Origin of the sequence: Flavobacterium sp. N2550, from assembly GCF_025947265.1 — a bacterium.
In the GTDB taxonomy this organism is placed as follows: domain Bacteria; phylum Bacteroidota; class Bacteroidia; order Flavobacteriales; family Flavobacteriaceae; genus Flavobacterium; species Flavobacterium endophyticum.
Map to the genome: position 1 here is coordinate 642,276 of NZ_CP110007.1, position 22,466 is coordinate 664,741.

The window sequence follows — 22,466 nt, forward strand, 5'->3', positions numbered from 1 at the left end:
GCGCAAGTTATTTTTTACTTATAGTAATTTTAATTTTTATATTTGAATATACATTATATACTTTTCTTGCTTCAACAACGGATTTATTGAATGGTGTCATCAATATGATTGTTGGGCTGGTGTTATTTATATTAATGTTTTATAAAGAAATAAAGAGAAAATTTGGTAGTATTTCAGATTAGGTAATGTATCAGATGTGTTGGTGGCTAATAATTCCATCTAACAATTACAGATACTCAGAGATTTATAGTAATATCATAACTAAATTAAAACAACCTTCGGGTTGTTTTTTTAATTAGACACTTTAAATCAAACAAACTTGGCCTTTATAAATCTAGTATCTGATTTAATTCTAGAGTTAAAAAGAAATTATATATTTATCGAACGAATTATCTGAGCAACATCCGTCTTTTGGATGCAAAGGACCCGCAGAACCCCAACGTTCTTAAGATACTGGAAGAAAACCACTACTATCCGTTCGGGCTCAAGCATACCAACTACAACTCCGACCTGCTCGTGCACAGGGCAGACCAGGGAAGCCTGAAGATCATGGACCCGAATACTCCAGTGCCCCTGGTACTGGTGCTGCCGTATGGCTATAAGTACAACGGCAAGGAGTTCCAGGACGAGATGGGAATGAACTGGTACGACTACGGGGCACGTAATTATGACCCTGCGATTGGGAGGTGGATGAATGTTGACCCGTTGGCAGAGACTTCAAGAAGATGGTCCCCATATACGTATTGTTATAACAACCCATTAGTTTTTGTTGACCCTGACGGAATGCAAGCTAAATGGAAGCCCGATAGGAATGGAAATTTAATAGCCGAAAAAGGAGATAATGTTGCTACTTTAGCAAAATATTTGGGAACGACTACAAAAAATGTATCTAACAGTTTTAAATTAAGTTCAACTGGCAAAAATGTTCCCGAAAATCATCAATTTACTGAAGGTAAAACAGTAAAATTAAACAACAACGTCACTAGGGCAATTGAAAGGTCAAATGGAGGTAGTGTAGAAGAAATTAATACTGGAAAAGCGAAACAAGATGTTGTAAATGATAATTATGTCTGTGATGATTGTGCCCAAATGGCGGCAAACGGGGAAGAAATTACGCCTGAAAATGCATCGAAATATAGTCAATTTCCTAATCCAATAGCTTTTGACTCTACTCCAGGTTTTACTGAAGTAGAAAGCTTTGAAAACGTAAGTTTTAATAAAGGTATTGCTTCCATCGGTGGTCAACATACTGTATCATATTATGGAACAAGTAAAGATGGTACTGTAAATGTAGCCACAAAAAATGGAAGACAGGCGAAACCAACTGTTTCAACTTTACAAGAAGTTATAAATCAATTCAATAAAGACCAAGGAACAAATTTCACAATGAAAGACGTTAAATACTATAAAAAAAATGAAAATAAATAATTTACTAGTAATAGCATTCATCCTAATATTAAATGCTTGTCAAAAAAAGGAAAATATTGATATTGCAGTATATAAGGACGGAAATAGTATCAATACCTTTTCTGGAATATTTTATACGACAAAATACGGAGGTATAAATTATTTTATACCTAATGACAATCAAAGAGAGAAGTTTTTTAGTATCGATAATATTGATAGCATCTCCATTCTGGTCGGGAAGCAAAAATATATCTCAAAACCGTTAATAAACAGAGCTTTTTCAAGAGAAAAAAATAATTCAGATTTTAGTTTTTATGTTGACGAGAAAGAACATAAGGTTGTTATCAATGCAATTGATGATATGGATACATTTCTTTTATTTTCAGAAAAAACTAATATGGAAAAATTAAAGGAAAATGGCACAATAAAAGCTACTTATCTGGAGAGCATAAAATAACTTATAGCTTTGAAAAAGCCTCTTTACACTATGAGTTTAAACAAAGTAGCCAATCTCTTATTTTTTATTGCCTTACTATTTAGCTTTTCATGTCGGGAAATAGTTGAAAAACCTACAATTGAAATTTTTACTCTCAAATCAAGTGATTTAAACATTGAAATTCCATATGACTCAATACAAAAAGAATTCCTTTATGCTCCAAAATTCAATGTAACACAAGATTTATTAAATGAAAAACCTTTAATTACAGATAAAGAAATCTTGTGTTTAGACACTATCTCAGGAAAAATAGAATTAACAGCAGAAGCTATTAATAAAATCGTAGACCTTAAATCTTCTATGAAACATGGTATAAAGTTCGTCATTTGTCAAGATAAAGAACCACTATTTACAGGGTATTTTTGGAGCAGTCTTTCTTCTTATGGGAGTATGTGGAATTCCATAGAATACAATCATACAGAGAAAGCAAGCCAGCCAACCAAATTGAATATTTACAAAGGCAATGGCATTGACGCATCAAAACGTGAAAAAATTAGTTTTGCTAATTATAAGGAACTAGTTCAAATCCTAACAGAATCTGATAGGATAGGTTGCAAAAGCAATTAAATTTTAAAAATAATTTTAATGAAAACCTCCTTACTCAAGGAGGTTTTTTTATTTAGATAAGAACTAAATTTGTAGTTATGGAAGCAAGAACATTACGTAGACCCGCAAATTGGCAAACCTTTGAAGAATTATGTAAAAAGTTATGTGGAGAAATTTGGGAGTATCCCGAAATTCAAATGAATGGGAGATTAGGTCAAGACCAGTCTGGCGTTGATATTTTTGGAATTCCAAAAGGTGAATCGGAATACTTTGGCATTCAATGCAAAGGTAAAAGCGAATATAACGATAATCATCCACAATTTACTGAAAAGGAAATACTTGCCGAAATTGAGAAAGCCAAGAGCTTTGAACCGCCTCTTAAAAAATTCTACTTAGCAACAACTGCCTTAAACGATGCGAAGCTTCAAAGTTTTATTAGAAAAAAGAATCTCGAAAATTTAAACTCTGGGTTATTTGAAATTCATTTGTTTTGTTGGGAAAGTATTGTAAATCTTATTGATGAAAACCAGCATACACATGATTGGTACGTTAAAAATAAAAAATACAAAACCAATCAAAGCGTTAGTGTAACTTTTGGCGATGGCTCGACAAATTTGAATATAACAGTACCATTTCGACAAAAGATTGAAATCTTTAGAAAGAAACTAAAAACCGCTAATATAACAGATTCTATATTAGCTCATAGTCGTTTATTTGCGGGATTTAACATTCCAAAAACATCACTTTTTGGAGGTGTTAACCATAGTTATGCCCGTTTCAATTTGAAAATTACAAATACAGGCATTGACCCGATTGAAGGATATAAACTTCGACTAAATTTTGAAGGAGAATATCATGAAATGAGTAGAGCAATATATGGTCATTTTTTATTACCTAATGTGAATGTAGAGTATGATACCTATCTTGATACAGAAAAAAATACAGGAACTATAATACCTGCAAATAATGTATTGGTTAGCGATGATGTTATGAATTTTGATACTATTAATCTCAAGCCATACTATGACCGTGAAACGAAACTTATTATAAAATGGAAATTACTTTCAAAAGATTTTAAAGACGAGGGAGAATTAGAACTGACCGTGATTCCAGAAATTAAAAGGACTGAAACAACAACATTAGTTTATGAGGATTCTGAAGTGCGAATCATTGAAAGTGAAATTGAAGATTATATAACAAATGGTGATGATGATGAATAATTATTTCACTTATTTACGTTTAATTTTGGTAATGTATCAGATTAGTGTTTTTATAAAACAACGCCACAACTGCCTGAAAACAATATTACTTTAAAAAATTTTTATTAAAAAAGAGACGACCAATTGTCGTCTCTTGTTTCAGAAGGATCCAGATTGTTTCCTCTCAGAAATTTAATACCAATCCCTTAAAAATTAAAGTTTATGAATGTTAGTAGAGAAATAGTGATTTATCAAAAAGATGGGGATAATCAAATTGACTCGTTTGAAATAAATTTATCTGTTGAAGACTTAATAGATATATTAAACATTGATGCAAATGATGATCTGAATATTTATAAAGTATATCAGGTAACTTATAACCAATACTTAAAATTGATACAATTAGTCACTGAATTATCAAAATATCATTTTGATCAAAATGATATATTTTATGAATGTTATCAAATATAACTTGGTAATGTATCAGATTAGGTGTTTTTACAAGACATAACTCATTCCCCAATAGCAGTAGCTTTAATGTATAGAAACTTATTAAATACTGATAAGATGAGAACATTTTTATTTTTGCCATTATTTTTCTTTTTTATCTTAGGATGCAAATCTATAGAAAGAAGAATGGCAACCCATGATTCAGACTTATATATCGGGATACATGATTGCTTTGAAAATGACACTCTAAAAGTTCTTATTAATGATCAAGAAATTATAAATATTACTAATTTAACATCAAATTCTTTAGGAGTTACAGACATATATATTCAATATTATTCGACAGGGAAAAATAAAGGAATAATTGTCATATACAACAGTAATAAATCTGAAACCCGAAAAGAAATATATCTTGATTTAAAAAAGGAAATCATGTTAGAAGTAATTAGAAATAACAATAGTGACAAATTTCTAATAGATATCAAAAAAGGTAAAAAAATTGTTGTTAGCGGATGTAGCGAAGACAGAAAAACTACATCAATTATTTATTTCAAGAAAAAAATTATAGTTGAGTAGTTTTACAAACTTGAGAGAGTTATACCAAAAAGCAGTTGAACCAAAGGAAAAACCCGAAAAGTGATACAAAGAAGAACAGTTTAAAAACATCCCAAAAGAGTTTAGATAGACTATTAATATATTTTTGTATTTCACAAATTTGGTAATGTATCAGATTAGGTGTTTTTACAAAATAGCCACCTAACTGACTGATAAAGAATGTGAATTTAAAGTTTACAAGTAAAAAAGAGACGACCAGTTGGGTCGTCTCTTCTATTTTTAGAGTCTTAAAAAGCTTAAAAATGATTTAATGCTAACTTAGTGTATCAAATTAGGTCATGGAAATAAAATGCAATTTTTGTAATGGCGACTGTATAAAAAATGGATTTCAATCTAATGGAAACCAGCGTTATAAATGCTGTGTCTGTAAAAAGAGACAGCAGTCAAAATATGAATATAAGGCTTATAAAAGAAATTTAAACAAGGAGATAGTTTTGTTTACTAAAGAAGGCTTAGGAATAAGAAGCACTGCGAGAATATTAAAAATTTCAACTACGACTTTATTGAAAAGAATTATCTCAATCGCTAGAAACATTTCTCATCCAATCATCAGCAAGGGCAAAACTTATGAAGTAGATGAGATGTGTACCTATGTCAGGCATAAGCGTAATTTTGTCTGGCTAGTCTATGCTCTAGAAAAGGAGTCTAAAAGCATAGTCAGTTTTAATATCGGCAAGCGGACAAACAAAACATTAAGCCGTGTGATAGGTACTTTGAAACTTTCAGATGCAAGAAAAATATTTACCGACGGGCTAAAAAACTATCGCTATTTACTTAACACAGAGCTACATTCTGTAAAACGTTTTGGCACAAACAACATTGAAAGAAAGAATCTTACTTTGCGAACACATCTGAAAAGACTGAACAGAAGAACAATCTGTTTCTCAAAAAGCTTTGTTATTTTGAATGCTGTCTTAAAGATTTATTTTTGGAGCTAAATGGAAATTTAATACATTTAGCAGTATAAGTACAACGGGAAGGAGTTTCAGGATGCCTAAAAAATTTAATAGAAAAATGAAGAAATTATTATTTATCATTGCGTTACTCAGTATTTCAATATGCAGTGCTTATTCTCAGAATAAAACGATTAAAGGAAGAGTGATTTCTGAGTTTTTTGAAACGATGCCAGGAGTGTCAATTATGATCAATGATTCGATCGATATTGGTAAAACAGATCTAAATGGTTATTTCCAAATAGATATTCCTATTTCTGTGAAAAAAATATTTTTCGGGTCTGTTGGATTGGATCCGACAAGTATAGAGCTTTTAAATAAATGTGATGAAGTTGAGGTTGTAATAATGTTAAGCGACACCTATGATTTTATGACTCTCAAGAAGGTAGACCGACTTCGAATGAAAAGATTCAAGAAGCTACCAAAACTACATAAAGAAGCATTTGAGAAAGGCATATTTAAAACAGAAAAAGCTTGTTATTCGCAAGAGTTTATACCCTATTGTAAGAAAAATTAAATATGAGGTAATGCCTAAGAAGTATTGACGCCGGTAATGTATTCAATTGTGTAAATTAGTAATTAATTTTTTAAAGAAAAGAGGATTAGATTACAGCAAAAAAACCATTGTCGGATTATATTCTAGATGATATAAAAAGAACCCATCCTAAAAGTTGGCAAGAATATTCAAAAAAGTATTAGCAAATACACTTTATAACAATCATTAAAATGGAGAAATATTTTGTAATTTGTGTTGGCTTGACGGTTTTTTCTTCGTGCAATTCTTGGAAATCAACAATAAAATCAGATGGAGGATATGAAATTGCAATTACAAATGCGATTATCGATTTCAGTCATAAAAGTTCTTTAGCCAAAAATGACAGCACTTTTATTGTTGATATTAAAGAAATAAATGATGAAATAATTTGTGTTGGCTTATTAAGCAGCGTCGGTAAATTTATCATAACAAAAGACAGGAAGAGGAGTCGATTACCCAATAGATATTTAGAATATGAAAAAAAGCTGTTTTATTGGAATGACAAGAATTTTGAGTCAAATGAACAGATTATTTACAAGCTCAATGATTATAATTTAATAGATTCTGTTGAAACTGTTGCTCATGCCGAACTTATTATTGATGATGCAAAAAAAGGGGCTAAATATTATTTCTGCAAAAGAAATCTGAAGAACTATAAAAAAGTAACTACAAATAAAGGAATGGGAGATTATAAAGTCCCAAAATTAAATTGTGATTAAACCAAGAGTTATAAAATAATTATATGAAAAAAGCACTTATTTTAATCGCCAGCACATTTATAGGATTACAATTGCCTCAAATAATTACCTTGAAAGAATATTATGATGGCAAAGGAGTAATATTTGACAAAAATTATAAATATCCATTTATAGAATCTGATTATAAAGTGCCTTTTACTCCTACTCTAAAACAAATTAAACAAGCAGAAGATTTGTTTTTTTCAAGCTATTATGAATATAGAACAAAAGTATTGGATAGTTTTAAATCAAACCATAAACTAGATACAAAGCTGAAAGAACCTAAAAAGGTCAAAAATAAATTCTTTAAGTACTATAGACAATATGCTGGATATACAAATAGTTCAAACGACAGTATTATTTATATAGGGTTATTCAATTTATCTAATCAGAAAAAAGCCAATGACTATTTTGAGGGATGGGATAAAATTTTATGTTTAGGCAGTGGTAAGTTTTATCAAGACAATCAAGAATTCTACATTATGAATCTTACTCAAAAGAAAATTGTATTTAAATAATCGGTAATTTATTAGGGTTAAGATAATTTGTTTTCAACACGGATTACAATCCGAACCATTGAAAACATATCATGAGAGTACCATATAAACATGTATTATTACTGCTAGCAATAAATTTATCACTAACTATAAATTCTTGCAAGTCTAGACTGGAGGGCAATACTGACATTTACCAGCAAGCCGTGAATCTGATTATCAATAACAGTAAAGACCTCCCTTTAAAAAAAGAAGTTATTTTTATTTCTGATGAAACTATCCCTTTTAATTTAGAAACACTATCTCTTCGAATGGTTCAAAAAAAATACATTACTGATTATGATGAGATGAAAAAATACAGCGAGTATGAATTAAAAAAGATTGATCAGGTTAGGGATTCATTATCTCAAAAGAGCAAGCTTTATAACTTAAATTTTAAACGAAATCAAAAGAATGCAGTGAGTCCAAAACACAATAGGCTAAGCAACAAAACCAAATATGTATGCTTTTTTTCATTACAACAAGAAGATTTCTTGTATTGTGAATTACGAAAATTTGATAATACTGTTAATTCTGATATGCCTTCTTCAGAGGAATCATCTTATGGGACTTCATATAGTTATTTATTTAAAATTAGCAACAATAACCCTATTGTTTTGGTCGCAAATGGGAAATCGTATTTAAATTAGACAGAAGACATTTAAAACAATTTCAAATAAAACAACAGATGTCATATTCATTGTTTTAAAATTATAGCAACCCCTTCTCTTCCCGCTCATAAAAAGCATCCACAGACAAATTAGGCAATGTTGACGCCATAACCGCCAATTGGTCACAACGTTCATTTTGCGGATGGTTGTTATGCCCTTTTATCCATTTGAAATCGATCTGGTGCTTTCTGTGGATCTTGAGATAGCGCATCCAAAGGTCGGGATTCTTTTTATCCTTAAAACCCTTCTTTTCCCAGCCAAAGACCCAGCCTTTAGTGACGGAATCTACTACGTATTTTGAATCAGAAATGACCAAGACTTTGGTATTTGGAAACTTGAGCTTTTCTAATCCTACGATAACCGCCAGAAGTTCCATCCTATTGTTGGTGGTGTGACGGAAACCCTCGTAGAATTCTTTTCTGTAGGGCTTGCCTACCCACTCCATCACTACGCCATAGCCGCCGGGACCTGGATTTCCTTTGGCAGCGCCGTCGGTATAGATGTGTACTTCGTGGGACATTATTGATTCCTTAATATTATGCTTTCTACTAAAGTTTTGAATAATTCTGAATTATCTTCCTTACCTAATTGTTCAATAAAATTTATTGATATATAATATCCTTTTCTTAGGATATAATAACTATCACTATTGATTTTATATTCATTATTGGCGTTTTTCAATTTAAAATTGACTGAAAATGAAATAGCGTCATTTTCTGAAATTTTAACAACTGAAGGTTTCTTAGAAAAAGTAAAATCATCAAGTACTTTTTCAGCTTCAACATTTGACATTTCTACAGATTTCAACAGGTCTTCAATGTTTTTAGCGTTTGTATTCAAAACTCTAATTTTTATCGTAGGGATTATTCCAGCATATTTTTTAGGATTGTATTTTGTGTAAGTCACTAAATTCAAACCTCCTCTATCACTTACGATTAGTTCATTCAATTGTTTAGTATTGAAATCGAATTTTTTAATATTTTCCAACACTTCCTTTTCTTCTGATATTGTCCAGCCTTTAGGGACTTGAATTGAAAAGCCTATATTTTCAACTTCAAATCTATCTTGTCCAAAAACGGAAAAAATGGGAAGCAGCAAAAGAAACAATAATGATTTCATAATTAATTTAGTTTTTTTTCAATAACTTCAGGAAAATAGATATGCTCCAATTCCTGCACTTTTAACGCTATTTCTTCAGGAGTCGTGCAACTGCTTACTTCAACTTCCGCTTGAAAAATCATAGCGCCTTCGTCATAGTTTTCGTTTACGTAATGGATGCTGATTCCGGAGTGCGTTTCTTTATTCTCTAAAATGGCTTTATGCACATTCATGCCATACATTCCTTTTCCGCCATATTTTGGAAGCAGGGCCGGATGGATATTGATAATCTTGTTAGGGTATTTTGCTATAATATCGCTTGGAAATTTCCATAAAAAACCAGCCAGCACGATCAAATCGGGCTCTAAATCGGCAATAATCTCCAGTACTTTTCCTGTATTGAGCTCTTCTTTTGTAAAAATATGAGTCGGAACCTGAAGATATGCTGCTTTTTCTAGGACTTTGGCATTTGGGTTGTTTGAAAAAACCGCAACTGTCTCGGCGGTCTTTTTCTGCTGAAAATATCGGATGATGTTTTCAGCGTTGGAACCCGAACCCGAAGCAAACAGGATGATTTTTTTCATTGGGACGTCGTTAATTATGGCACAAAAAAAAGAATAATAAATGATATTAAATACATTTTAGGGGGCTTTGTGAAATATTTTTTTTAAATTAGTACTCACATTTATCAACTAAAACGTTGTTTTAAAATAAAGTTTTTTATTTTTGCCAACAATTAAATTCAAAAATTAAAAGATTATGTCAGACATTGCATCAAGAGTTAAAGCGATTATCGTAGACAAATTAGGCGTTGACGAAAACGAAGTTGTAACAGAAGCTAGCTTCACAAATGATTTAGGAGCTGATTCATTAGACACTGTTGAGCTTATTATGGAATTCGAAAAAGAATTTGATATCCAAATTCCAGACGACCAAGCGGAAAACATTGCTACTGTAGGTCAAGCAATTTCTTACATAGAAGAAGCAAAAAAATAATAACAATTAACATCCCGTGCATTCCTAGAGTTCACGGGAGTTATTATTTTTACAAAAGATTCAATCCTTGATTGCTTTCAATCATTAAGATATTATGCAATACCCCTGTCTCTTTTTTATGACTAAGAAGAAAGCATGGGTATTTTTTATATAAATTTATAACTATAAAATTGTAAGTATGAAATTAAGAAGAGTTGTAGTAACTGGTTTAGGTGCCTTGACACCCATTGGAAATAACGTCCAAGAATATTGGGACGGACTGATCAATGGCGTCAGCGGTGCTGCTCCTATAACTTATTTTGATACCACTCATTTCAAAACTAAATTTGCATGCGAGCTGAAAAACTTTAATGCAGAAGATTTTATAGACCGCAAGGAAGCTCGTAAAATGGACCGTTATGCGCAATATGCTATCGTGTCGTCTGACGAGGCTGTAAAAGATGCCAAATTTGATCTTGACAAACTAGACAAAGACAGAGTTGGGGTAATCTGGGGTTCCGGAATCGGAGGTCTTGAAACGTTCCAACAGGAAGTAATGGACTTTACGAGAGGAAGCGGCGTACCAAAATTCAACCCTTTCTTTATACCAAAAATGATTGCTGATATCGCTGGTGGCCATATTTCTATAAAATACGGCTTTAGAGGACCGAACTTCACGACAGTTTCTGCGTGTGCGTCTTCTACCAATGCGCTTATCGACGCTTTCAATTATATCCGACTTAATCATGCCGACGTAATGGTTACTGGTGGTTCTGAAGCTGCTGTAACAATTGCCGGAATGGGCGGATTTAATGCCATGCATGCGCTTTCTACTAGAAATGATGACCCAAAAACGGCTTCAAGACCTATGGACAAAGACCGTGAAGGTTTTGTTCTTGGCGAAGGTGCGGGTGCTTTGATTCTTGAAGAGTATGAGCACGCTATTGCCCGTGGCGCAACTATTTATTGCGAAATTGGCGGCGGCGGTATGTCTGCTGACGCGCATCATATCACGGCACCACATCCGGAAGGATTAGGCGCTAAAAACGTAATGTTGAACTGCTTGAGAGATGCTGGCTTGAGACCTGAAGATGTAGACGGCGTGAACATGCACGGTACTTCTACTCCACTTGGCGATATTGCAGAATCAAAAGCAATCCAGCACGTATTTGGAGAGCATGCGTATAAGCTGAACCTGAATTCGACCAAATCAATGACAGGACATTTGCTAGGTGCTGCCGGAGCGATTGAAACGATTGCTTCAATCTTATCTATCAAATACGGCATTGTTCCTCCGACAATCAACCATTTTACGGATGACGAAAACATTGATCCAAAACTAAACTTTACCTTTAACAAGGCTCAAAAAAGAGACATGAACGTGGTCATGAGTAATACTTTTGGCTTTGGCGGACACAACGCTTGCGTTTTGGTAAAAAAACTAGACTTATAATATTCGAATGAGTATCATCAGAAAAATATTTACAAATTCCCGTTCTCAAGAAGACGGGATTTTTTTTACTGATATCCAAAAAATATTAGGATTCAAGCCTAACAATCTTGAATGCTACCGAAGGGCTTTTACACACCGCTCTTCTAACAAGCTCGATTCTGACGGAAACCAGATCAATTACGAACGCCTTGAATTTTTGGGCGATGCGATGCTGAGTTCTGTCATCGCGGCACATCTGTTCAACCAGGTTCCTTCGGGAGATGAAGGCTATCTGACTAAAATGCGCTCTAAAATAGTGAGCCGCGAACACTTGAACGAATTAGGCCGCGACCTCAACCTAATCCGCTTTATCGAAAGCAAGGTTCCTGCACAGCATTTTGGAGAAAACATACACGGAAATATCTTTGAAGCGCTTGTCGGGGCTATTTATTTGGACAAGGGGTATATGTATTGCGAAAAGTTTATCAAAAAAAGAGTTATCCTACCTTACGTAGATATCGCCAAACTGGAAGGCAAAGTCATCAGCTACAAAAGCTTGCTGATCGAATGGTGCCAGAAAGAAAAAAGGACTTTTCATTATGATGTTTTTGAAGATAACGGCATCGACGGACAACGTTTCTTTGGCGTCAAGCTGAGCATTGACCAGAAAGTAGTCGCCAAGGCAAGGGCTACCTCTAAAAAGAAGGCAGAGGAAAAAGCTTCTCAAAGAGCGTATTTTGCTTTTCAAGAAAAAATCAATACTAAATAATTGTAAATATCTTAAAACTATATCGTTTTCGTTGATAAATTAACGTTAACCTAATTGTTTTTTATATAATTCCTCATTAAATATAGTTATATTTACGACTTATTTAATTTCAATATGGGCATCCATAAGTTGCATCTTGACGAATTTGATGAAGTTGACTATGAGCTGATTGCTATTCATACTTCATTAGAAGATTTCAGATTGGCTTTCTTCATCAATCAGCAATTACCTATTATCTTGAGCCGAAGCAGTGACGAGATTGGCGTAAAAACCAAAGAAGGAGAAGCTATGTTCACGAAATTTGGGTATGATGATGTTGCCAAAGACATCCAATGGAGCTTGGTTCAAAACAAAAACGAAATCATCACTCACAAAAAGAGCAGCAAACAGGATCTTTTTTTGGATGAAAATGTGGAGATAACCACTAAAGTCTATCTTCTTCCGGAACTCAAAAAAGTAGATTATTTTTTGAAAATCGAAAACAACTGCAGCACATTTGAAATCGAAGATATACTGCAAAAACTAAACAAAATAGAATGGATTACGACCGTATATGAGGTGTTTCCAGACAAAATAAAATCTAAAAACAATTTAATTTTCTAATAATGTCGACAAGAAAAAAAAACAAAGATCGTAGCTACATTAGGCCCCGCATGCAGCACCAAAGAGGTCCTGAAAGACATGGTTGATGCCGGAGTAAATGTATTTAGGATTAACTTTTCCCATGCAGATTATACCGATGTAAAAGCCCGAATAGATATGATCCGCGAACTGAATGATGAATTTGGATACAATACCGCAATTTTGGCGGATCTTCAAGGACCGAAACTTCGTGTAGGCGTCATGAAAGAAGACGTTATCGTAAGCAAAGGCGATATCATTACGTTCCAGACGGCCGAAGATGTTCCTGGAACAGCCGAAAGAGTCTATATGAACTACAAGCAGTTTCCTGCAGATGTAAAGCCAGGAGAAAAAATCCTTCTTGACGATGGAAAATTAATGTTTGAAGCCATTGAAACTAACGGAACGACAGAAGTAGTATGCAGAGTCGTTCAAGGCGGTCCGTTGAAATCTAAAAAAGGTGTCAATCTTCCTAACACAAAAGTTTCGTTGCCAGCCTTGACGCCAAAAGACATCAAAGATGCTCTTTTTGCTATTGAAAATCAGGTGGATTGGATTGCGCTTTCTTTCGTAAGAACTTCGGAAGATCTTCAAGAACTTCAAGACTTGATTTCTAAGAATTCTGCTCATAAGATTCCAATCATTGCCAAAATCGAAAAGCCAGAAGGCGTTGAAAATATAGACAAAATCGTAGCTTTTTGCGATGGATTGATGGTAGCGAGAGGCGACCTTGGGGTTGAGATTCCAGCACAAGAAGTTCCGTTGATTCAAAAGAAATTAGTACAGCGAGCTAAAACGGCCCGTATTCCTGTAATTATCGCTACACAGATGATGGAAACGATGATTACGAGCCTTACGCCGACACGTGCCGAAGTAAACGACGTCGCCAACTCTGTTATGGATGGAGCTGATGCAGTTATGCTTTCGGGAGAAACTTCTGTCGGGAACTATCCTGTACAGGTTATTGAAAAAATGACACAGATTATTGAAGCCGTGGAAGATTCTCCGCTGATTCAAGTACCGCAAAATACGCCACAAATCAGAACGAAACGTTTTATTACGAAATCCATCTGCCACCACGCGGCTTTGATGGCCAACGTAATCAAGGCGAAAGCCATTTGTACGTTGACGAATAGCGGCTATACGGCTTTCCAGATTTCGGCTTGGAGACCACAGTCGCACATTTTGGTTTTTACTTCCAACAAAAGAATCCTTACGCAGTTGAACCTTTTGTGGGGAGTGAATTCGTTCTACTACGATAAATTCGTGAGCACGGACGATACTGTTACCGATGTCAACGAAATGGCAAGAGAAAAAGGATACGTAGACAAAGGTGATTTCTTGATCAATTTGGCCGCTATGCCGGTTGCAGACAAAGGAATGGTAAACACCTTGAGGGTTTCTGAAATAGAATAGCCTAAAACAAATTACAACCAAATCCGTTAGCTTCTAACGGATTTTTTTATTCCCTTATTCCAAGGAAAATAGAAAAGAAAAAATTATATTTGGCTGAATTAAAACAAACGATTATGAATTTCAAATCAAATAATCCATTTTTAGGCAACAAGAATTTCAGCAAGCCTGCTGTTCATTCGTATAGCCTTTCTAGCCTAAAAACTTTCTATAACTAAAAAGGGTTGACTTTCGTCAACCCTTTTTTCGTGCTTACTTTTGCAGGCAGCCACTAATCTGCCCACTTAAAGTTTAAAGCCCACTTACCCCCATTATATAATTCAATGAGTTGCAAAGCTATTCGAACGACCCAAATGCCACAAGGGGAAATTTCCCCTTTTTTAGGGGGATAATGACTGAAATAATTATAGAAGTGAAAGTATAAGCTGCTATTAAGCCGCTTTTTCAAAAGCAATGAAATTTACGACCTGCTTTTTGCTGTTAAAAATCGGGAATGCTTTGATGTGGCAGGAGTAAGTTTCTCCGTTTTTTTTATAATTGATAATCGTCTTTTCAAAAGGCTTTTGGAAATCAATCGCTTCCCGAATCTGCTTTAAGTCTTTTTTAGACGTTTTGCTTCCTTGGAACATTTTGGGCGTTTTTCCAACAATTTCTTCCGAAGTATAGCCTGTCATCTTGAGGGTATTTTCTGAGGCAAAAACAATTTTTAAGCTATTGTCCGTCACAACGATTACATGATCTTGCTGCAGTTCTTCTTCAAAATTCCAGTTGAATTTCCAACGATTTGCTTTCGAAAGTTCTTTCAGTTTGGATAAGTCAGAAAGAGCAAGCTTTAGACTGTCAAGGTATTCACCAAAAAAATCCCACGAATATAAAGGCATGGGCATACTATCCAGCGTGCTGGAATGCTTTTCTATTGCATTTTCATATTCTGTGAGGTTTGACACTGTAAATAATTTAAGCAAAGATAAATTTATAGAATAGAGTTTTTCAAATCTGCCTAAAGTTTAACTATTGTTGAAGGTGTCAGAAATCAAATTTCAGCTGGACGACTACTGTCTTTTTTACTTCCGTATTTAGGTTCCCGAGCGAAATTCCGAGCAATCGGACAGAGTCTTTCATCTTTTCCTGATACAGCAATTCTTTGGCCACATCTAGGATAAGACTTTTGTCGGAAATAAAATAAGGCATTGTCTTGCTTCTGGTTTGGAGCGAGAAATCGCTGTATTTTATCTTTAGGGTGACTGTTTTTCCTGCAATACCGTATTTCTTTACCCTGCGCTCTAAAGTTGCCGCAATAGACTCCAGCCGTTCGACCATAAATATTTCAGAAGTCAGGTTTTCATTAAAGGTATGCTCTGCTCCTACAGACTTGGCTATTCTTTCTGATTTTACGGCACTATTGTGAATTCCGCGGACAACTGCATAATAAAAAGTTCCCGATTTCCCGAAGTGCTTGGCCAAGAATTCTTCTGATTTTTCTTTTAGGTCTTTGCCAGTAAAGATGCCCAGCTGGTACATTTTTTCTGTGGTGACCTTTCCTACGCCGTAGAATTTACGAATCGGGAGTTCTTCCAAAAAAGAAAGGACTTCATCTGGATTGACTGTCTTTTGACCGTTGGGCTTGTTGAAATCAGAGGCTACTTTTGCAATAAATTTGTTTATGGAAATACCTGCAGATGCCGTTAGCCCGATTTCTTCAAAGATTCTTTTTCGGATTTCCTGCGCAATCAGCGTAGCGCTTGGATTGCCTTTTTTGTTTACCGTGACGTCGAGATAGGCTTCGTCAAGCGAAAGCGGCTCGACCAAATCGGTATAATCATAAAAAATCTGACGGATCTTATCTGAAATCTCCTTATAGCGTTCAAAGCGTGGCCGTACAAAAATCAGGTCGGGACAGTTTTTCTTCGCAAGATAGCCACTAATGGCACTACGAACGCCAAATTTCCGTGCTTCATAGCTTGCCGCTGCCACGACGCCTCGGGTTCCGCCTCCGCCAACAGCAATCGGCTTTCCTCTTAATTCAGGATTGTCCATTTGTTCCACAGAAGCATAGAATGCATCCATATCTACATGTATGATTTTCCGGTTCTGAATTTGTTCCTGTTCCTGCATAACCTACAAGAAAAAAGTAGTTCTTGATCTACATCCGCTAATTTAAAGCTTATTTAATTGCCTTTCCTTCTTATTTCTTAGTCTCTGAAGCCAGATATACTTCTTCTGTTGGTGATTTCGATCTCCTTTCTGAAGGAAAGAAGAAACTCATTGGCTTGCTCTTGAAATGTTTCCAGATGGACGAGATAATAAATCGTATTTCTAACAGTGGAATATTCCTAGAACGGAAGGCCAATCCCAGCGATAGGGCAAAACTTACCAAGAAATTGACTAGGCCAATAACACCAATTCCGATAATTCCCCATGCTATTAACGACAAAGTTACCATAAAATCTGCTCCGTACAGCCCTAAGGCCAAATTGCCGCTGGCGAAGGTAATATGCCTTACATCGAGATTTAGCCCAAAAAACAAGCCTATAGAGGCTGTAGAACCCATGAAAACCCCAAACCAAAGATTGGAGATGACACCTGCCCATTTCTTCTCATAAAGATCTGCCAGTTTTTTGGTCTTGTCCCTGCCGAAAGTCATTTTCAAGACTGGATGCTCTTGTATCCTATAATACACTTGGTGGTGTTTGTCTCTGTTGGCTATGCTTCCAGAGATAATTCCGGAAAGGAAAAGAAAAACTCCCGCAATTGCCGCATGGAAAATGGCCATGGAATGAACCGGACTCAAATCTGTAAGCAATTTTGTCCATTTAGAAGCAGCGATATTGTATCCGAAGGCATAATCAATGAGCCAGATTCCCAACAAGGAAATTGGAAAAGCCATGATTACGTTTCCTACAAAAGCAATAAACTGTGACCTAAAAACTCGGGCAAAAAGCACAGCAAACGCCTGGTGTTTTTCGGATGGATTGCCTTGTTTTTTCATACCTTGTTCCAAAGCGCGAATCAAGGCCGAAGCTGTCATTGCTGGCTGTTTTGTCGCCAAAGTAAAACCGCATAGGTAAATCGCGATAAATCCGAGCGAATAATTCATGCTGTATAAAAAAGCATGACCGAAATCGCTCGTCTCAACTTTTCCGAGCAGTACTTTTATAATGCAAAGAATTCCTACGATAAGTCCTCCTCCTAAAGCCGCGCGAAACATCTTGAAATACTCCTGTCTGGTTTCTGTAATGTATTTTTCTCCTGTTTTTGCGGTATGCTGTGTCACTTCATACGACAAAAGCTGCGTGCTTTCGCTTACGAGTCCTCGGATATCATTCTTATAGCAATTGTATTTTATGAGCTTGAGCGCTAGTTGGATTCCGTTAATCGTTTTGTTTTCTTCCCGATCGACAACCAAAAGCGGAATCAATACTTTCAATCGGTGGAGCTGTTGGCGAATGCGAAGCAGGTTTTGGTTAACTCGTAATGAAATTCCATATTTTGAAGAATTAGCAAAGGCTTTTTCGACAAAATCATCGCATTGCTTGTGCAGTATCAGCAATTGTTTGTAATAAAGATCGGAAGACGTAATAAAATGTTTGTTTTTTGGATCTCGAAGAATGTCATCAATCTGATGGAGTTCTTTTTCAAAAGCAGCAAAAGGACTTTCAAGGCTATCATATTCGGGAACCATTTTTATGACATCGGTTTCCATCGCACGTCCACTGATACGCTGCGTGATAATGTTCATCGAAAGCAACATTTCTGACAGTACCGAATCTTCTTCAATCGTATCATAAATCGGCTTGAACAGCAACAAATCATGAAGTTCTTCAATCTGCGAAATAGAAATTTTATTTACCCAGATCGTATCGGTATTCATATAAAATACCTGATTGAGTACATATTCTAAGGAATTTTTGTTTGGCTGGTAGGGTAATAATTTGGAAAAGATTCTCTTTCTAACTTCAAAAATAAAATCGACATCGCGCAGGATTCCTGCGTCAGAAAGAAATTTGTTGAATTTTTTATTGTGGAGCAGTTTTTTCAGATAGTATGAAAACTGCAGTCTAATGAAGTCGTTTTTATGAAGAAAATCTAACAATTCTTGTATGTCGACAGTTTTCACTGTCTTTGGTTTTTTAGGCCGTAAGATACTGACTAACTGCACTAATAGTTCGATTTCATCATTCGCCTGCGTCCATAACTGGCTTTCGTCAAAATAGTGCGTCAAAAAAGAGGTGATGGAAATTTTCGGCTTGGATTTTCTATTTTTCATGGAGTTTTAACTTAAGCTTATATTGTAAAAATACGAATAGAAGTGCATTTATCAGTAACTTCGTCCATAAAAACACATCCTATGCTCGAAATAGAAAGAAAATTCCTTGTCAAATCTGATAATTTCAAGGCTGTTGCTTTCGCCAAAAACCAGATTGCACAAGGCTACCTCAACAGCCATCCAGAAAGAACCGTACGCATCCGAATCAAAGGAGAAAGCGGCTTTCTGACCATAAAAGGAAAAGGCAATGAAAGCGGGGTTTCGCGTCTTGAATGGGAAACTGAAATTCCACTGACAGAAGCCAAAAGCCTTATCAAACTTTGTGAAAACGGTGTTATTGATAAAATACGTTATGAAGTAAAAGCAGGAAATCATATTTTTGAGGTAGATGAATTTTTTGGCGACAATGAAGGATTGGTCGTTGCTGAAATCGAGCTCCAATCGGAAGACGAAACTTTTGAGAAACCCGAATGGCTAGGTCAAGAAGTTACTAACGATGAACGCTATTACAATGCTTTTTTAAGCAATCATCCGTATACGACTTGGAAAAAATAACTCCAGATTATAATTGCATTATTTATAGAATGAAAAAATACTTTATCGCATTTTTATTGCTGTTGGCAGCTCACGCTATGGTTGCCCAAAAAATGACAACGCTGACGTATTTCCAGAATGATACGTTAAAGCTCGACTTGGATTTGTTTCTTCCTGAAAAAGCTTCCAGTGAAAAGCTTCCTTTGCTTTTGTATGTGCATGGCGGCGGCTTTTCGGGAGGCGAAAGGCAGTCGGGTCATGACCTCTGCCGCTATTTGGCTAAAAATGGTTACGCAAGCGCAACTATAACGTACACTTTATATGCGAAAGGCAAGAAATTTAGCTGTGACGGTATTCTTTCAGAAAAAATAAAGGCTTTTCAATATGCGGTGAATGACTTGTGGCTGGCTACTTCGTTTTTTATAAAAAACAGCGCCAAATATACTATTGATACTTCAAAGATTTTTATTGCTGGTTCTAGCGCTGGAGCCGAAACCGTGCTTCATGCCGCTTTTTGGGATTTCAAGACAATGAATCTTTACAACAATTCGTTGCCGGAGAATTTTAGATACGCAGGCCTTGTTTCGGGAGCAGGCGCTATCATGGACCTGAATCTTATTACGCAGAAAAATATAATCCCGATGTTCTTTTTTCACGGAAATGGCGATTCGACCGTACCTTATGGAACGGCGGCGCATCATTATTGCAAGACAGATGCTTCGGGCTGGCTGATGCTTTTTGGGTCTTATTCGATTTATAACCATTTGATGGAGATGGATGGTTCGGTATCGCTTTATACTTTTTGCGGCGGCGGCCATGAATACAGCGGCTACATGTTTGAAAAGGAACAGCATCATATCTTGAATTTCTTAAATGATGTCTCAAAAGGGAAGAAATTCCAAAACCATGAAATCATTGCTACGGGAAAGAAAAACGATAAATCGGCAGCCTATACATTTTGCGACTGATATTATTCTGGCTTGTATTGTTCGATCAATTCTAGTCTTTTCACAATTGATTTCTTCTCTAATATCGTTCCGGGTGACAGTACCGCATTGGCTCCAATCCGAGAATCGTCACCAATTAATGAGCCGAACTTGTCTGATTTTGTGTCGATGACATGTTCTTTATAGAGCACAGAAATATTTTTGACCTCCCTTTCGTTATAGTGATTGGCCGCAATAGAACCGGCTTCGAAATTGACATTCCTACCTACAATGCTATTCCCGATATAATTGAAATGGGCAATGGCCGTTCCAGAACAGATAATACTGTTTTTGATTTCGCATCCTGGGCCAATCTTGACCGATTTATCAAGATAGGCGCCTTCTCTGAAATAGGCATTGGCTCCAACAAAACAATTTTCTCCAACTATAGCCGGCTGTTTTAAAATGGCTCCGCTTTCGATTACGGCTGTCTTATGGATGGCAATTCCGTCTTGTATTTTATAGTCGTTACTCAATCCAGAAATAATCTCATATAGAATTTCTTTGAGGTTGTTGGTTATTTCCCACGGAAGCATTTCTGTATGGTTTGGGAAGTTTTGCGTAAAATTGTCTATAAAATCATGTATCGAAATCATTGTCATTGGTATTTAAATCTTGCTTTCTTTGTCCTTTACTATATGCCAAAAACTAATCTTGCGTCTTGTTCTAAATCCGAGTTTTTCATAAAGTTTTATGGCGCCTTCGTTATTTTCGACTACATGCAGGTAAGGCGTCTTATCTTGAGCAAAGATGGAGTTTGCGGCATGAGTGACCAATTGCTTGGCATAGCCTTTTCCCGTATGTTCTGGATGCGTAATTACAGCGCTGATCTCGACGAAATCTTTCATCTTCATGCGCTCTCCTGTTACAGCAACTAGCTGGTCGTTTTCGAAAATCCCAAAATAGTTCCCTAGTAAGGCTGTTTTCTTTTTGAAATAGCCCGGCTGAACCAAATTGACCAAATCATATAAGGCATCTATGTGTTCTTCTGTCAATTGAATGATAGTGTCTTTCGGCTCAACAGCAATTTTGCTATCAACAATCATTTGGGCGCATATTAATTCGTTCTTCAATACCAACTGGTCAGAAAGCACAGGCTTATCTCCTACTATAAAAAAACTATCGGCTAATAAGGAATAAGCATCGATATTGCCTGAGTTGTCTTCTTGGATTTGAAAACCTCCAAACGGACAATAATCTGGATGGTAAAATTTTATGTTTTTGTAATTAATTGCAAAATCCCGATGACTTTCGGATAAAGAATGCCAAACGGGATTGTCTAATTTTGTATCGTCTTGAAAATTCATAATCAATCTAGGATGTGGCTATCTGAAACAGGCGCACATCCACAAATATAGCGATTTCAAGATTTTCTAAGGCAAGCTATGCTTCCTTATTTTTTGCCAAAATATAGTTATCTAGGCTATAGTTACAGCTGCCGATCGTACTCAAAAGAAAGGCTGCAGCGGCTCCCGTAAATACGGAATAGTCTAACGGCGGTTTCAATCCGAAGCTCAACGTCATCGCTATGGCAAAGCTGACAAGCAGGATACCCGAAAATAGTGAGACCCATTTTAGCTTGTAACCGATAATTAAAAATAAAGGCAGCAATATTTCTAAGGCTGTTGCGACATACGCCAGCAGTGTTCCGATTTCGGGAGAAGCAAAGGAATTGACCGAATTTGAATATTCAAGAAAATTGCTCCAATTTCCCCAGCTGACTGATTTGCTGCCGGGCGCACCCCATAGTCCAAAACGGTCTGCTACTGCTGACAGAAAGGATACCGAAAGGGCCGTTCTTAAAAAAACCTGAGAGAAAGTTTTCATTTTCATAGCGATTTATTTTAAGCAAATTTCAAAAATATTCTCGTACGAAAACTTAAACTACATTAAGAAATGCAGGCTCAGTAATTTATGCAGCCTTATTCGTTTTTGACAGGAATAGAACGGTATACCGACGAACCTCCTACCTCATCAATATTTACATCTAATTCATCAGAAGTATTGATGCTTTTGATATTCACATCAATCGAGCCATCTGCATTGAGGGGAACTTGTGCGTAATTTTTAGATGGAATCATGGTATTGTTTGGCCCTGCTGCATAGGCTTTAGGAATAATCTCAATGTTTTGCAATGTCAGAATTGTCAGGCATAGCGCAATGATTGTTAAAACCAGTTTTGTGTAAAAATCTGTCTTCATAATGTATTGTTTTTAAGATTGTTTCTTG

Annotated in this window: 27 protein-coding genes and 1 pseudogene; 18 read left to right on the forward strand and 10 right to left on the reverse strand. The window is 35.7% G+C overall.

Annotated features, from left to right (window positions below; translation table 11 throughout):
* Window positions 1-411 precede the first annotated feature (411 nt).
* The 11 genes from OLM56_RS02755 (at window position 412) to OLM56_RS02805 (ending at window position 8,121) form a co-directional block, all read left to right on the forward strand.
* Window positions 412-1,428, forward strand: coding sequence for an RHS repeat-associated core domain-containing protein (locus tag OLM56_RS02755; protein WP_264528241.1), 1,017 nt, complete (start codon window positions 412-414; stop codon window positions 1,426-1,428).
* Window positions 1,415-1,864, forward strand: a complete 450-nt coding sequence (locus OLM56_RS02760; protein WP_264528242.1) for a hypothetical protein — start codon at window positions 1,415-1,417, stop codon at window positions 1,862-1,864. Before OLM56_RS02755 ends, OLM56_RS02760 begins: the two co-directional genes overlap by 14 nt.
* A 30-nt stretch (window positions 1,865-1,894) precedes the next feature.
* The gene (locus OLM56_RS02765; RefSeq protein WP_264528243.1) at window positions 1,895-2,470 is read left to right on the forward strand and encodes a hypothetical protein; all 576 of its coding nucleotides are present in this window, start codon (window positions 1,895-1,897) and stop codon (window positions 2,468-2,470) included.
* Between the two features lie 77 nt (window positions 2,471-2,547).
* Complete coding sequence (locus tag OLM56_RS02770; RefSeq protein ID WP_264528244.1) at window positions 2,548-3,669, forward strand: hypothetical protein; 1,122 nt, start codon at window positions 2,548-2,550, stop codon at window positions 3,667-3,669.
* A 201-nt stretch (window positions 3,670-3,870) separates the two neighbouring features.
* Window positions 3,871-4,119, forward strand: a complete 249-nt coding sequence (locus OLM56_RS02775) for a hypothetical protein (RefSeq protein WP_264528245.1) — start codon at window positions 3,871-3,873, stop codon at window positions 4,117-4,119.
* A 96-nt stretch (window positions 4,120-4,215) separates the two neighbouring features.
* Window positions 4,216-4,674 carry a hypothetical protein gene (locus OLM56_RS02780; protein WP_264528231.1) on the forward strand — a complete coding sequence of 153 codons (459 nt, stop codon included), beginning with the start codon at window positions 4,216-4,218 and terminating at the stop codon, window positions 4,672-4,674.
* A gap of 317 nt (window positions 4,675-4,991) precedes the next feature.
* A complete protein-coding gene (locus OLM56_RS02785; RefSeq protein WP_264528246.1) occupies window positions 4,992-5,651 on the forward strand; it encodes an IS1 family transposase in 660 nt (219 codons plus the stop codon).
* Between the two features lie 76 nt (window positions 5,652-5,727).
* Entirely contained in the window at window positions 5,728-6,183 is a 456-nt protein-coding gene (locus OLM56_RS02790; protein ID WP_182492998.1) for a hypothetical protein, read from the forward strand.
* Window positions 6,184-6,392: 209 nt separating this feature from the next.
* On the forward strand, window positions 6,393-6,920 hold the full coding sequence (locus tag OLM56_RS02795) for a hypothetical protein (RefSeq protein ID WP_264528247.1): 528 nt from the start codon (window positions 6,393-6,395) through the stop codon (window positions 6,918-6,920).
* A 23-nt stretch (window positions 6,921-6,943) separates the two neighbouring features.
* Entirely contained in the window at window positions 6,944-7,456 is a 513-nt protein-coding gene (locus OLM56_RS02800) for a hypothetical protein (RefSeq protein WP_264528248.1), read from the forward strand.
* A gap of 71 nt (window positions 7,457-7,527) precedes the next feature.
* Window positions 7,528-8,121 (forward strand): hypothetical protein, encoded by a 594-nt coding sequence (locus OLM56_RS02805; RefSeq protein WP_264528249.1) that lies wholly within the window; start codon window positions 7,528-7,530, stop codon window positions 8,119-8,121.
* A gap of 61 nt (window positions 8,122-8,182) precedes the next feature.
* Here the strand turns inward: OLM56_RS02805 and rnhA are convergent, their stop codons facing one another.
* From rnhA to OLM56_RS02820, 3 genes are read right to left on the reverse strand one after another with little or no spacing between them, the layout of a single operon-like run.
* Window positions 8,183-8,662 carry a ribonuclease HI gene (rnhA, locus tag OLM56_RS02810; protein WP_264528250.1) on the reverse strand — a complete coding sequence of 160 codons (480 nt, stop codon included), beginning with the start codon at window positions 8,660-8,662 and terminating at the stop codon, window positions 8,183-8,185.
* A complete protein-coding gene (locus OLM56_RS02815; RefSeq protein WP_264528251.1) occupies window positions 8,662-9,261 on the reverse strand; it encodes a hypothetical protein in 600 nt (199 codons plus the stop codon). The genes rnhA and OLM56_RS02815 overlap by 1 nt, the downstream gene beginning before the upstream one ends.
* Window positions 9,262-9,263: 2 nt before the next feature.
* A complete protein-coding gene (locus OLM56_RS02820) occupies window positions 9,264-9,824 on the reverse strand; it encodes a phosphoribosylglycinamide formyltransferase (protein WP_264528252.1) in 561 nt (186 codons plus the stop codon).
* Window positions 9,825-9,999: 175 nt separating this feature from the next.
* Between OLM56_RS02820 and OLM56_RS02825 the strand changes: the two genes are divergently transcribed.
* From OLM56_RS02825 to pyk, 5 genes and pseudogenes are all read left to right on the forward strand, one after another.
* Window positions 10,000-10,236, forward strand: a complete 237-nt coding sequence (locus OLM56_RS02825; RefSeq protein ID WP_007137004.1) for an acyl carrier protein — start codon at window positions 10,000-10,002, stop codon at window positions 10,234-10,236.
* Window positions 10,237-10,414: 178 nt separating this feature from the next.
* Window positions 10,415-11,668 (forward strand): beta-ketoacyl-ACP synthase II, encoded by a 1,254-nt coding sequence (fabF, locus tag OLM56_RS02830; protein WP_121375549.1) that lies wholly within the window; start codon window positions 10,415-10,417, stop codon window positions 11,666-11,668.
* A gap of 7 nt (window positions 11,669-11,675) precedes the next feature.
* Window positions 11,676-12,416: a ribonuclease III gene (gene rnc / locus OLM56_RS02835; protein ID WP_121375550.1), complete on the forward strand. Its 741-nt coding sequence runs from the start codon at window positions 11,676-11,678 to the stop codon at window positions 12,414-12,416.
* A 114-nt stretch (window positions 12,417-12,530) separates the two neighbouring features.
* Window positions 12,531-13,019: an IPExxxVDY family protein gene (locus tag OLM56_RS02840; protein ID WP_264528253.1), complete on the forward strand. Its 489-nt coding sequence runs from the start codon at window positions 12,531-12,533 to the stop codon at window positions 13,017-13,019.
* A 15-nt stretch (window positions 13,020-13,034) separates the two neighbouring features.
* A pseudogene (pyk, locus tag OLM56_RS02845) lies at window positions 13,035-14,453 on the forward strand (pyruvate kinase); the annotation flags it as partial.
* Window positions 14,454-14,881: 428 nt separating this feature from the next.
* On the opposite strand, the gene OLM56_RS02850 reads toward pyk, so the two are convergent.
* From OLM56_RS02850 to OLM56_RS02860, 3 genes are all read right to left on the reverse strand, one after another.
* A complete protein-coding gene (locus tag OLM56_RS02850) occupies window positions 14,882-15,397 on the reverse strand; it encodes a PAS domain-containing protein (RefSeq protein WP_264528254.1) in 516 nt (171 codons plus the stop codon).
* Between the two features lie 79 nt (window positions 15,398-15,476).
* Window positions 15,477-16,565: a DNA polymerase IV gene (dinB, locus tag OLM56_RS02855; RefSeq protein WP_264528255.1), complete on the reverse strand. Its 1,089-nt coding sequence runs from the start codon at window positions 16,563-16,565 to the stop codon at window positions 15,477-15,479.
* Window positions 16,566-16,635: 70 nt separating this feature from the next.
* On the reverse strand, window positions 16,636-18,717 hold the full coding sequence (locus OLM56_RS02860) for a site-specific recombinase (protein ID WP_264528256.1): 2,082 nt from the start codon (window positions 18,715-18,717) through the stop codon (window positions 16,636-16,638).
* A gap of 81 nt (window positions 18,718-18,798) precedes the next feature.
* Here OLM56_RS02860 and OLM56_RS02865 point away from each other — a divergent pair, with 81 nt between their 5' ends.
* Window positions 18,799-19,272 carry a CYTH domain-containing protein gene (locus tag OLM56_RS02865; RefSeq protein ID WP_264528257.1) on the forward strand — a complete coding sequence of 158 codons (474 nt, stop codon included), beginning with the start codon at window positions 18,799-18,801 and terminating at the stop codon, window positions 19,270-19,272.
* A 29-nt stretch (window positions 19,273-19,301) separates the two neighbouring features.
* Window positions 19,302-20,219: an alpha/beta hydrolase gene (locus tag OLM56_RS02870; RefSeq protein ID WP_264528258.1), complete on the forward strand. Its 918-nt coding sequence runs from the start codon at window positions 19,302-19,304 to the stop codon at window positions 20,217-20,219.
* Between the two features lie 2 nt (window positions 20,220-20,221).
* On the opposite strand, the gene OLM56_RS02875 is transcribed toward OLM56_RS02870, so the two are convergent.
* From OLM56_RS02875 to OLM56_RS02890, 4 genes are all read right to left on the reverse strand, one after another.
* Entirely contained in the window at window positions 20,222-20,833 is a 612-nt protein-coding gene (locus OLM56_RS02875; RefSeq protein WP_264528259.1) for a DapH/DapD/GlmU-related protein, read from the reverse strand.
* A gap of 12 nt (window positions 20,834-20,845) precedes the next feature.
* The gene (locus OLM56_RS02880; RefSeq protein ID WP_264528260.1) at window positions 20,846-21,544 is read right to left on the reverse strand and encodes a GNAT family N-acetyltransferase; all 699 of its coding nucleotides are present in this window, start codon (window positions 21,542-21,544) and stop codon (window positions 20,846-20,848) included.
* A gap of 76 nt (window positions 21,545-21,620) precedes the next feature.
* Window positions 21,621-22,070 (reverse strand): DoxX family protein, encoded by a 450-nt coding sequence (locus OLM56_RS02885; protein WP_319800575.1) that lies wholly within the window; start codon window positions 22,068-22,070, stop codon window positions 21,621-21,623.
* An 89-nt stretch (window positions 22,071-22,159) separates the two neighbouring features.
* Window positions 22,160-22,438: a hypothetical protein gene (locus OLM56_RS02890; RefSeq protein ID WP_121375559.1), complete on the reverse strand. Its 279-nt coding sequence runs from the start codon at window positions 22,436-22,438 to the stop codon at window positions 22,160-22,162.
* Window positions 22,439-22,466 lie beyond the last annotated feature (28 nt).

What these genes read in the sequence shown, in the direction of transcription:
- OLM56_RS02760 (WP_264528242.1), top strand. Translation starts at nt 1,415, where the DNA reads ATGAAAATAAATAATTTACTAGTAATAGCATTCATCCTAATATTAAAT.
- OLM56_RS02765 (WP_264528243.1), top strand. Translation starts at nt 1,895, where the DNA reads ATGAGTTTAAACAAAGTAGCCAATCTCTTATTTTTTATTGCCTTACTA.
- OLM56_RS02770 (WP_264528244.1), top strand. Translation starts at nt 2,548, where the DNA reads ATGGAAGCAAGAACATTACGTAGACCCGCAAATTGGCAAACCTTTGAA.
- OLM56_RS02775 (WP_264528245.1), top strand. Translation starts at nt 3,871, where the DNA reads ATGAATGTTAGTAGAGAAATAGTGATTTATCAAAAAGATGGGGATAAT.
- OLM56_RS02780 (WP_264528231.1), top strand. Translation starts at nt 4,216, where the DNA reads ATGAGAACATTTTTATTTTTGCCATTATTTTTCTTTTTTATCTTAGGA.
- OLM56_RS02785 (WP_264528246.1), top strand. Translation starts at nt 4,992, where the DNA reads ATGGAAATAAAATGCAATTTTTGTAATGGCGACTGTATAAAAAATGGA.
- OLM56_RS02790 (WP_182492998.1), top strand. Translation starts at nt 5,728, where the DNA reads ATGAAGAAATTATTATTTATCATTGCGTTACTCAGTATTTCAATATGC.
- OLM56_RS02795 (WP_264528247.1), top strand. Translation starts at nt 6,393, where the DNA reads ATGGAGAAATATTTTGTAATTTGTGTTGGCTTGACGGTTTTTTCTTCG.
- OLM56_RS02800 (WP_264528248.1), top strand. Translation starts at nt 6,944, where the DNA reads ATGAAAAAAGCACTTATTTTAATCGCCAGCACATTTATAGGATTACAA.
- OLM56_RS02805 (WP_264528249.1), top strand. Translation starts at nt 7,528, where the DNA reads ATGAGAGTACCATATAAACATGTATTATTACTGCTAGCAATAAATTTA.
- rnhA (WP_264528250.1), bottom strand. Translation starts at nt 8,662, where the DNA reads ATGTCCCACGAAGTACACATCTATACCGACGGCGCTGCCAAAGGAAAT.
- OLM56_RS02815 (WP_264528251.1), bottom strand. Translation starts at nt 9,261, where the DNA reads ATGAAATCATTATTGTTTCTTTTGCTGCTTCCCATTTTTTCCGTTTTT.
- OLM56_RS02820 (WP_264528252.1), bottom strand. Translation starts at nt 9,824, where the DNA reads ATGAAAAAAATCATCCTGTTTGCTTCGGGTTCGGGTTCCAACGCTGAA.
- OLM56_RS02825 (WP_007137004.1), top strand. Translation starts at nt 10,000, where the DNA reads ATGTCAGACATTGCATCAAGAGTTAAAGCGATTATCGTAGACAAATTA.
- fabF (WP_121375549.1), top strand. Translation starts at nt 10,415, where the DNA reads ATGAAATTAAGAAGAGTTGTAGTAACTGGTTTAGGTGCCTTGACACCC.
- rnc (WP_121375550.1), top strand. Translation starts at nt 11,676, where the DNA reads ATGAGTATCATCAGAAAAATATTTACAAATTCCCGTTCTCAAGAAGAC.
- OLM56_RS02840 (WP_264528253.1), top strand. Translation starts at nt 12,531, where the DNA reads ATGGGCATCCATAAGTTGCATCTTGACGAATTTGATGAAGTTGACTAT.
- dinB (WP_264528255.1), bottom strand. Translation starts at nt 16,565, where the DNA reads ATGCAGGAACAGGAACAAATTCAGAACCGGAAAATCATACATGTAGAT.
- OLM56_RS02860 (WP_264528256.1), bottom strand. Translation starts at nt 18,717, where the DNA reads ATGAAAAATAGAAAATCCAAGCCGAAAATTTCCATCACCTCTTTTTTG.
- OLM56_RS02865 (WP_264528257.1), top strand. Translation starts at nt 18,799, where the DNA reads ATGCTCGAAATAGAAAGAAAATTCCTTGTCAAATCTGATAATTTCAAG.
- OLM56_RS02870 (WP_264528258.1), top strand. Translation starts at nt 19,302, where the DNA reads ATGAAAAAATACTTTATCGCATTTTTATTGCTGTTGGCAGCTCACGCT.
- OLM56_RS02875 (WP_264528259.1), bottom strand. Translation starts at nt 20,833, where the DNA reads ATGATTTCGATACATGATTTTATAGACAATTTTACGCAAAACTTCCCA.
- OLM56_RS02880 (WP_264528260.1), bottom strand. Translation starts at nt 21,544, where the DNA reads ATGAATTTTCAAGACGATACAAAATTAGACAATCCCGTTTGGCATTCT.
- OLM56_RS02885 (WP_319800575.1), bottom strand. Translation starts at nt 22,070, where the DNA reads ATGAAAATGAAAACTTTCTCTCAGGTTTTTTTAAGAACGGCCCTTTCG.
- OLM56_RS02890 (WP_121375559.1), bottom strand. Translation starts at nt 22,438, where the DNA reads ATGAAGACAGATTTTTACACAAAACTGGTTTTAACAATCATTGCGCTA.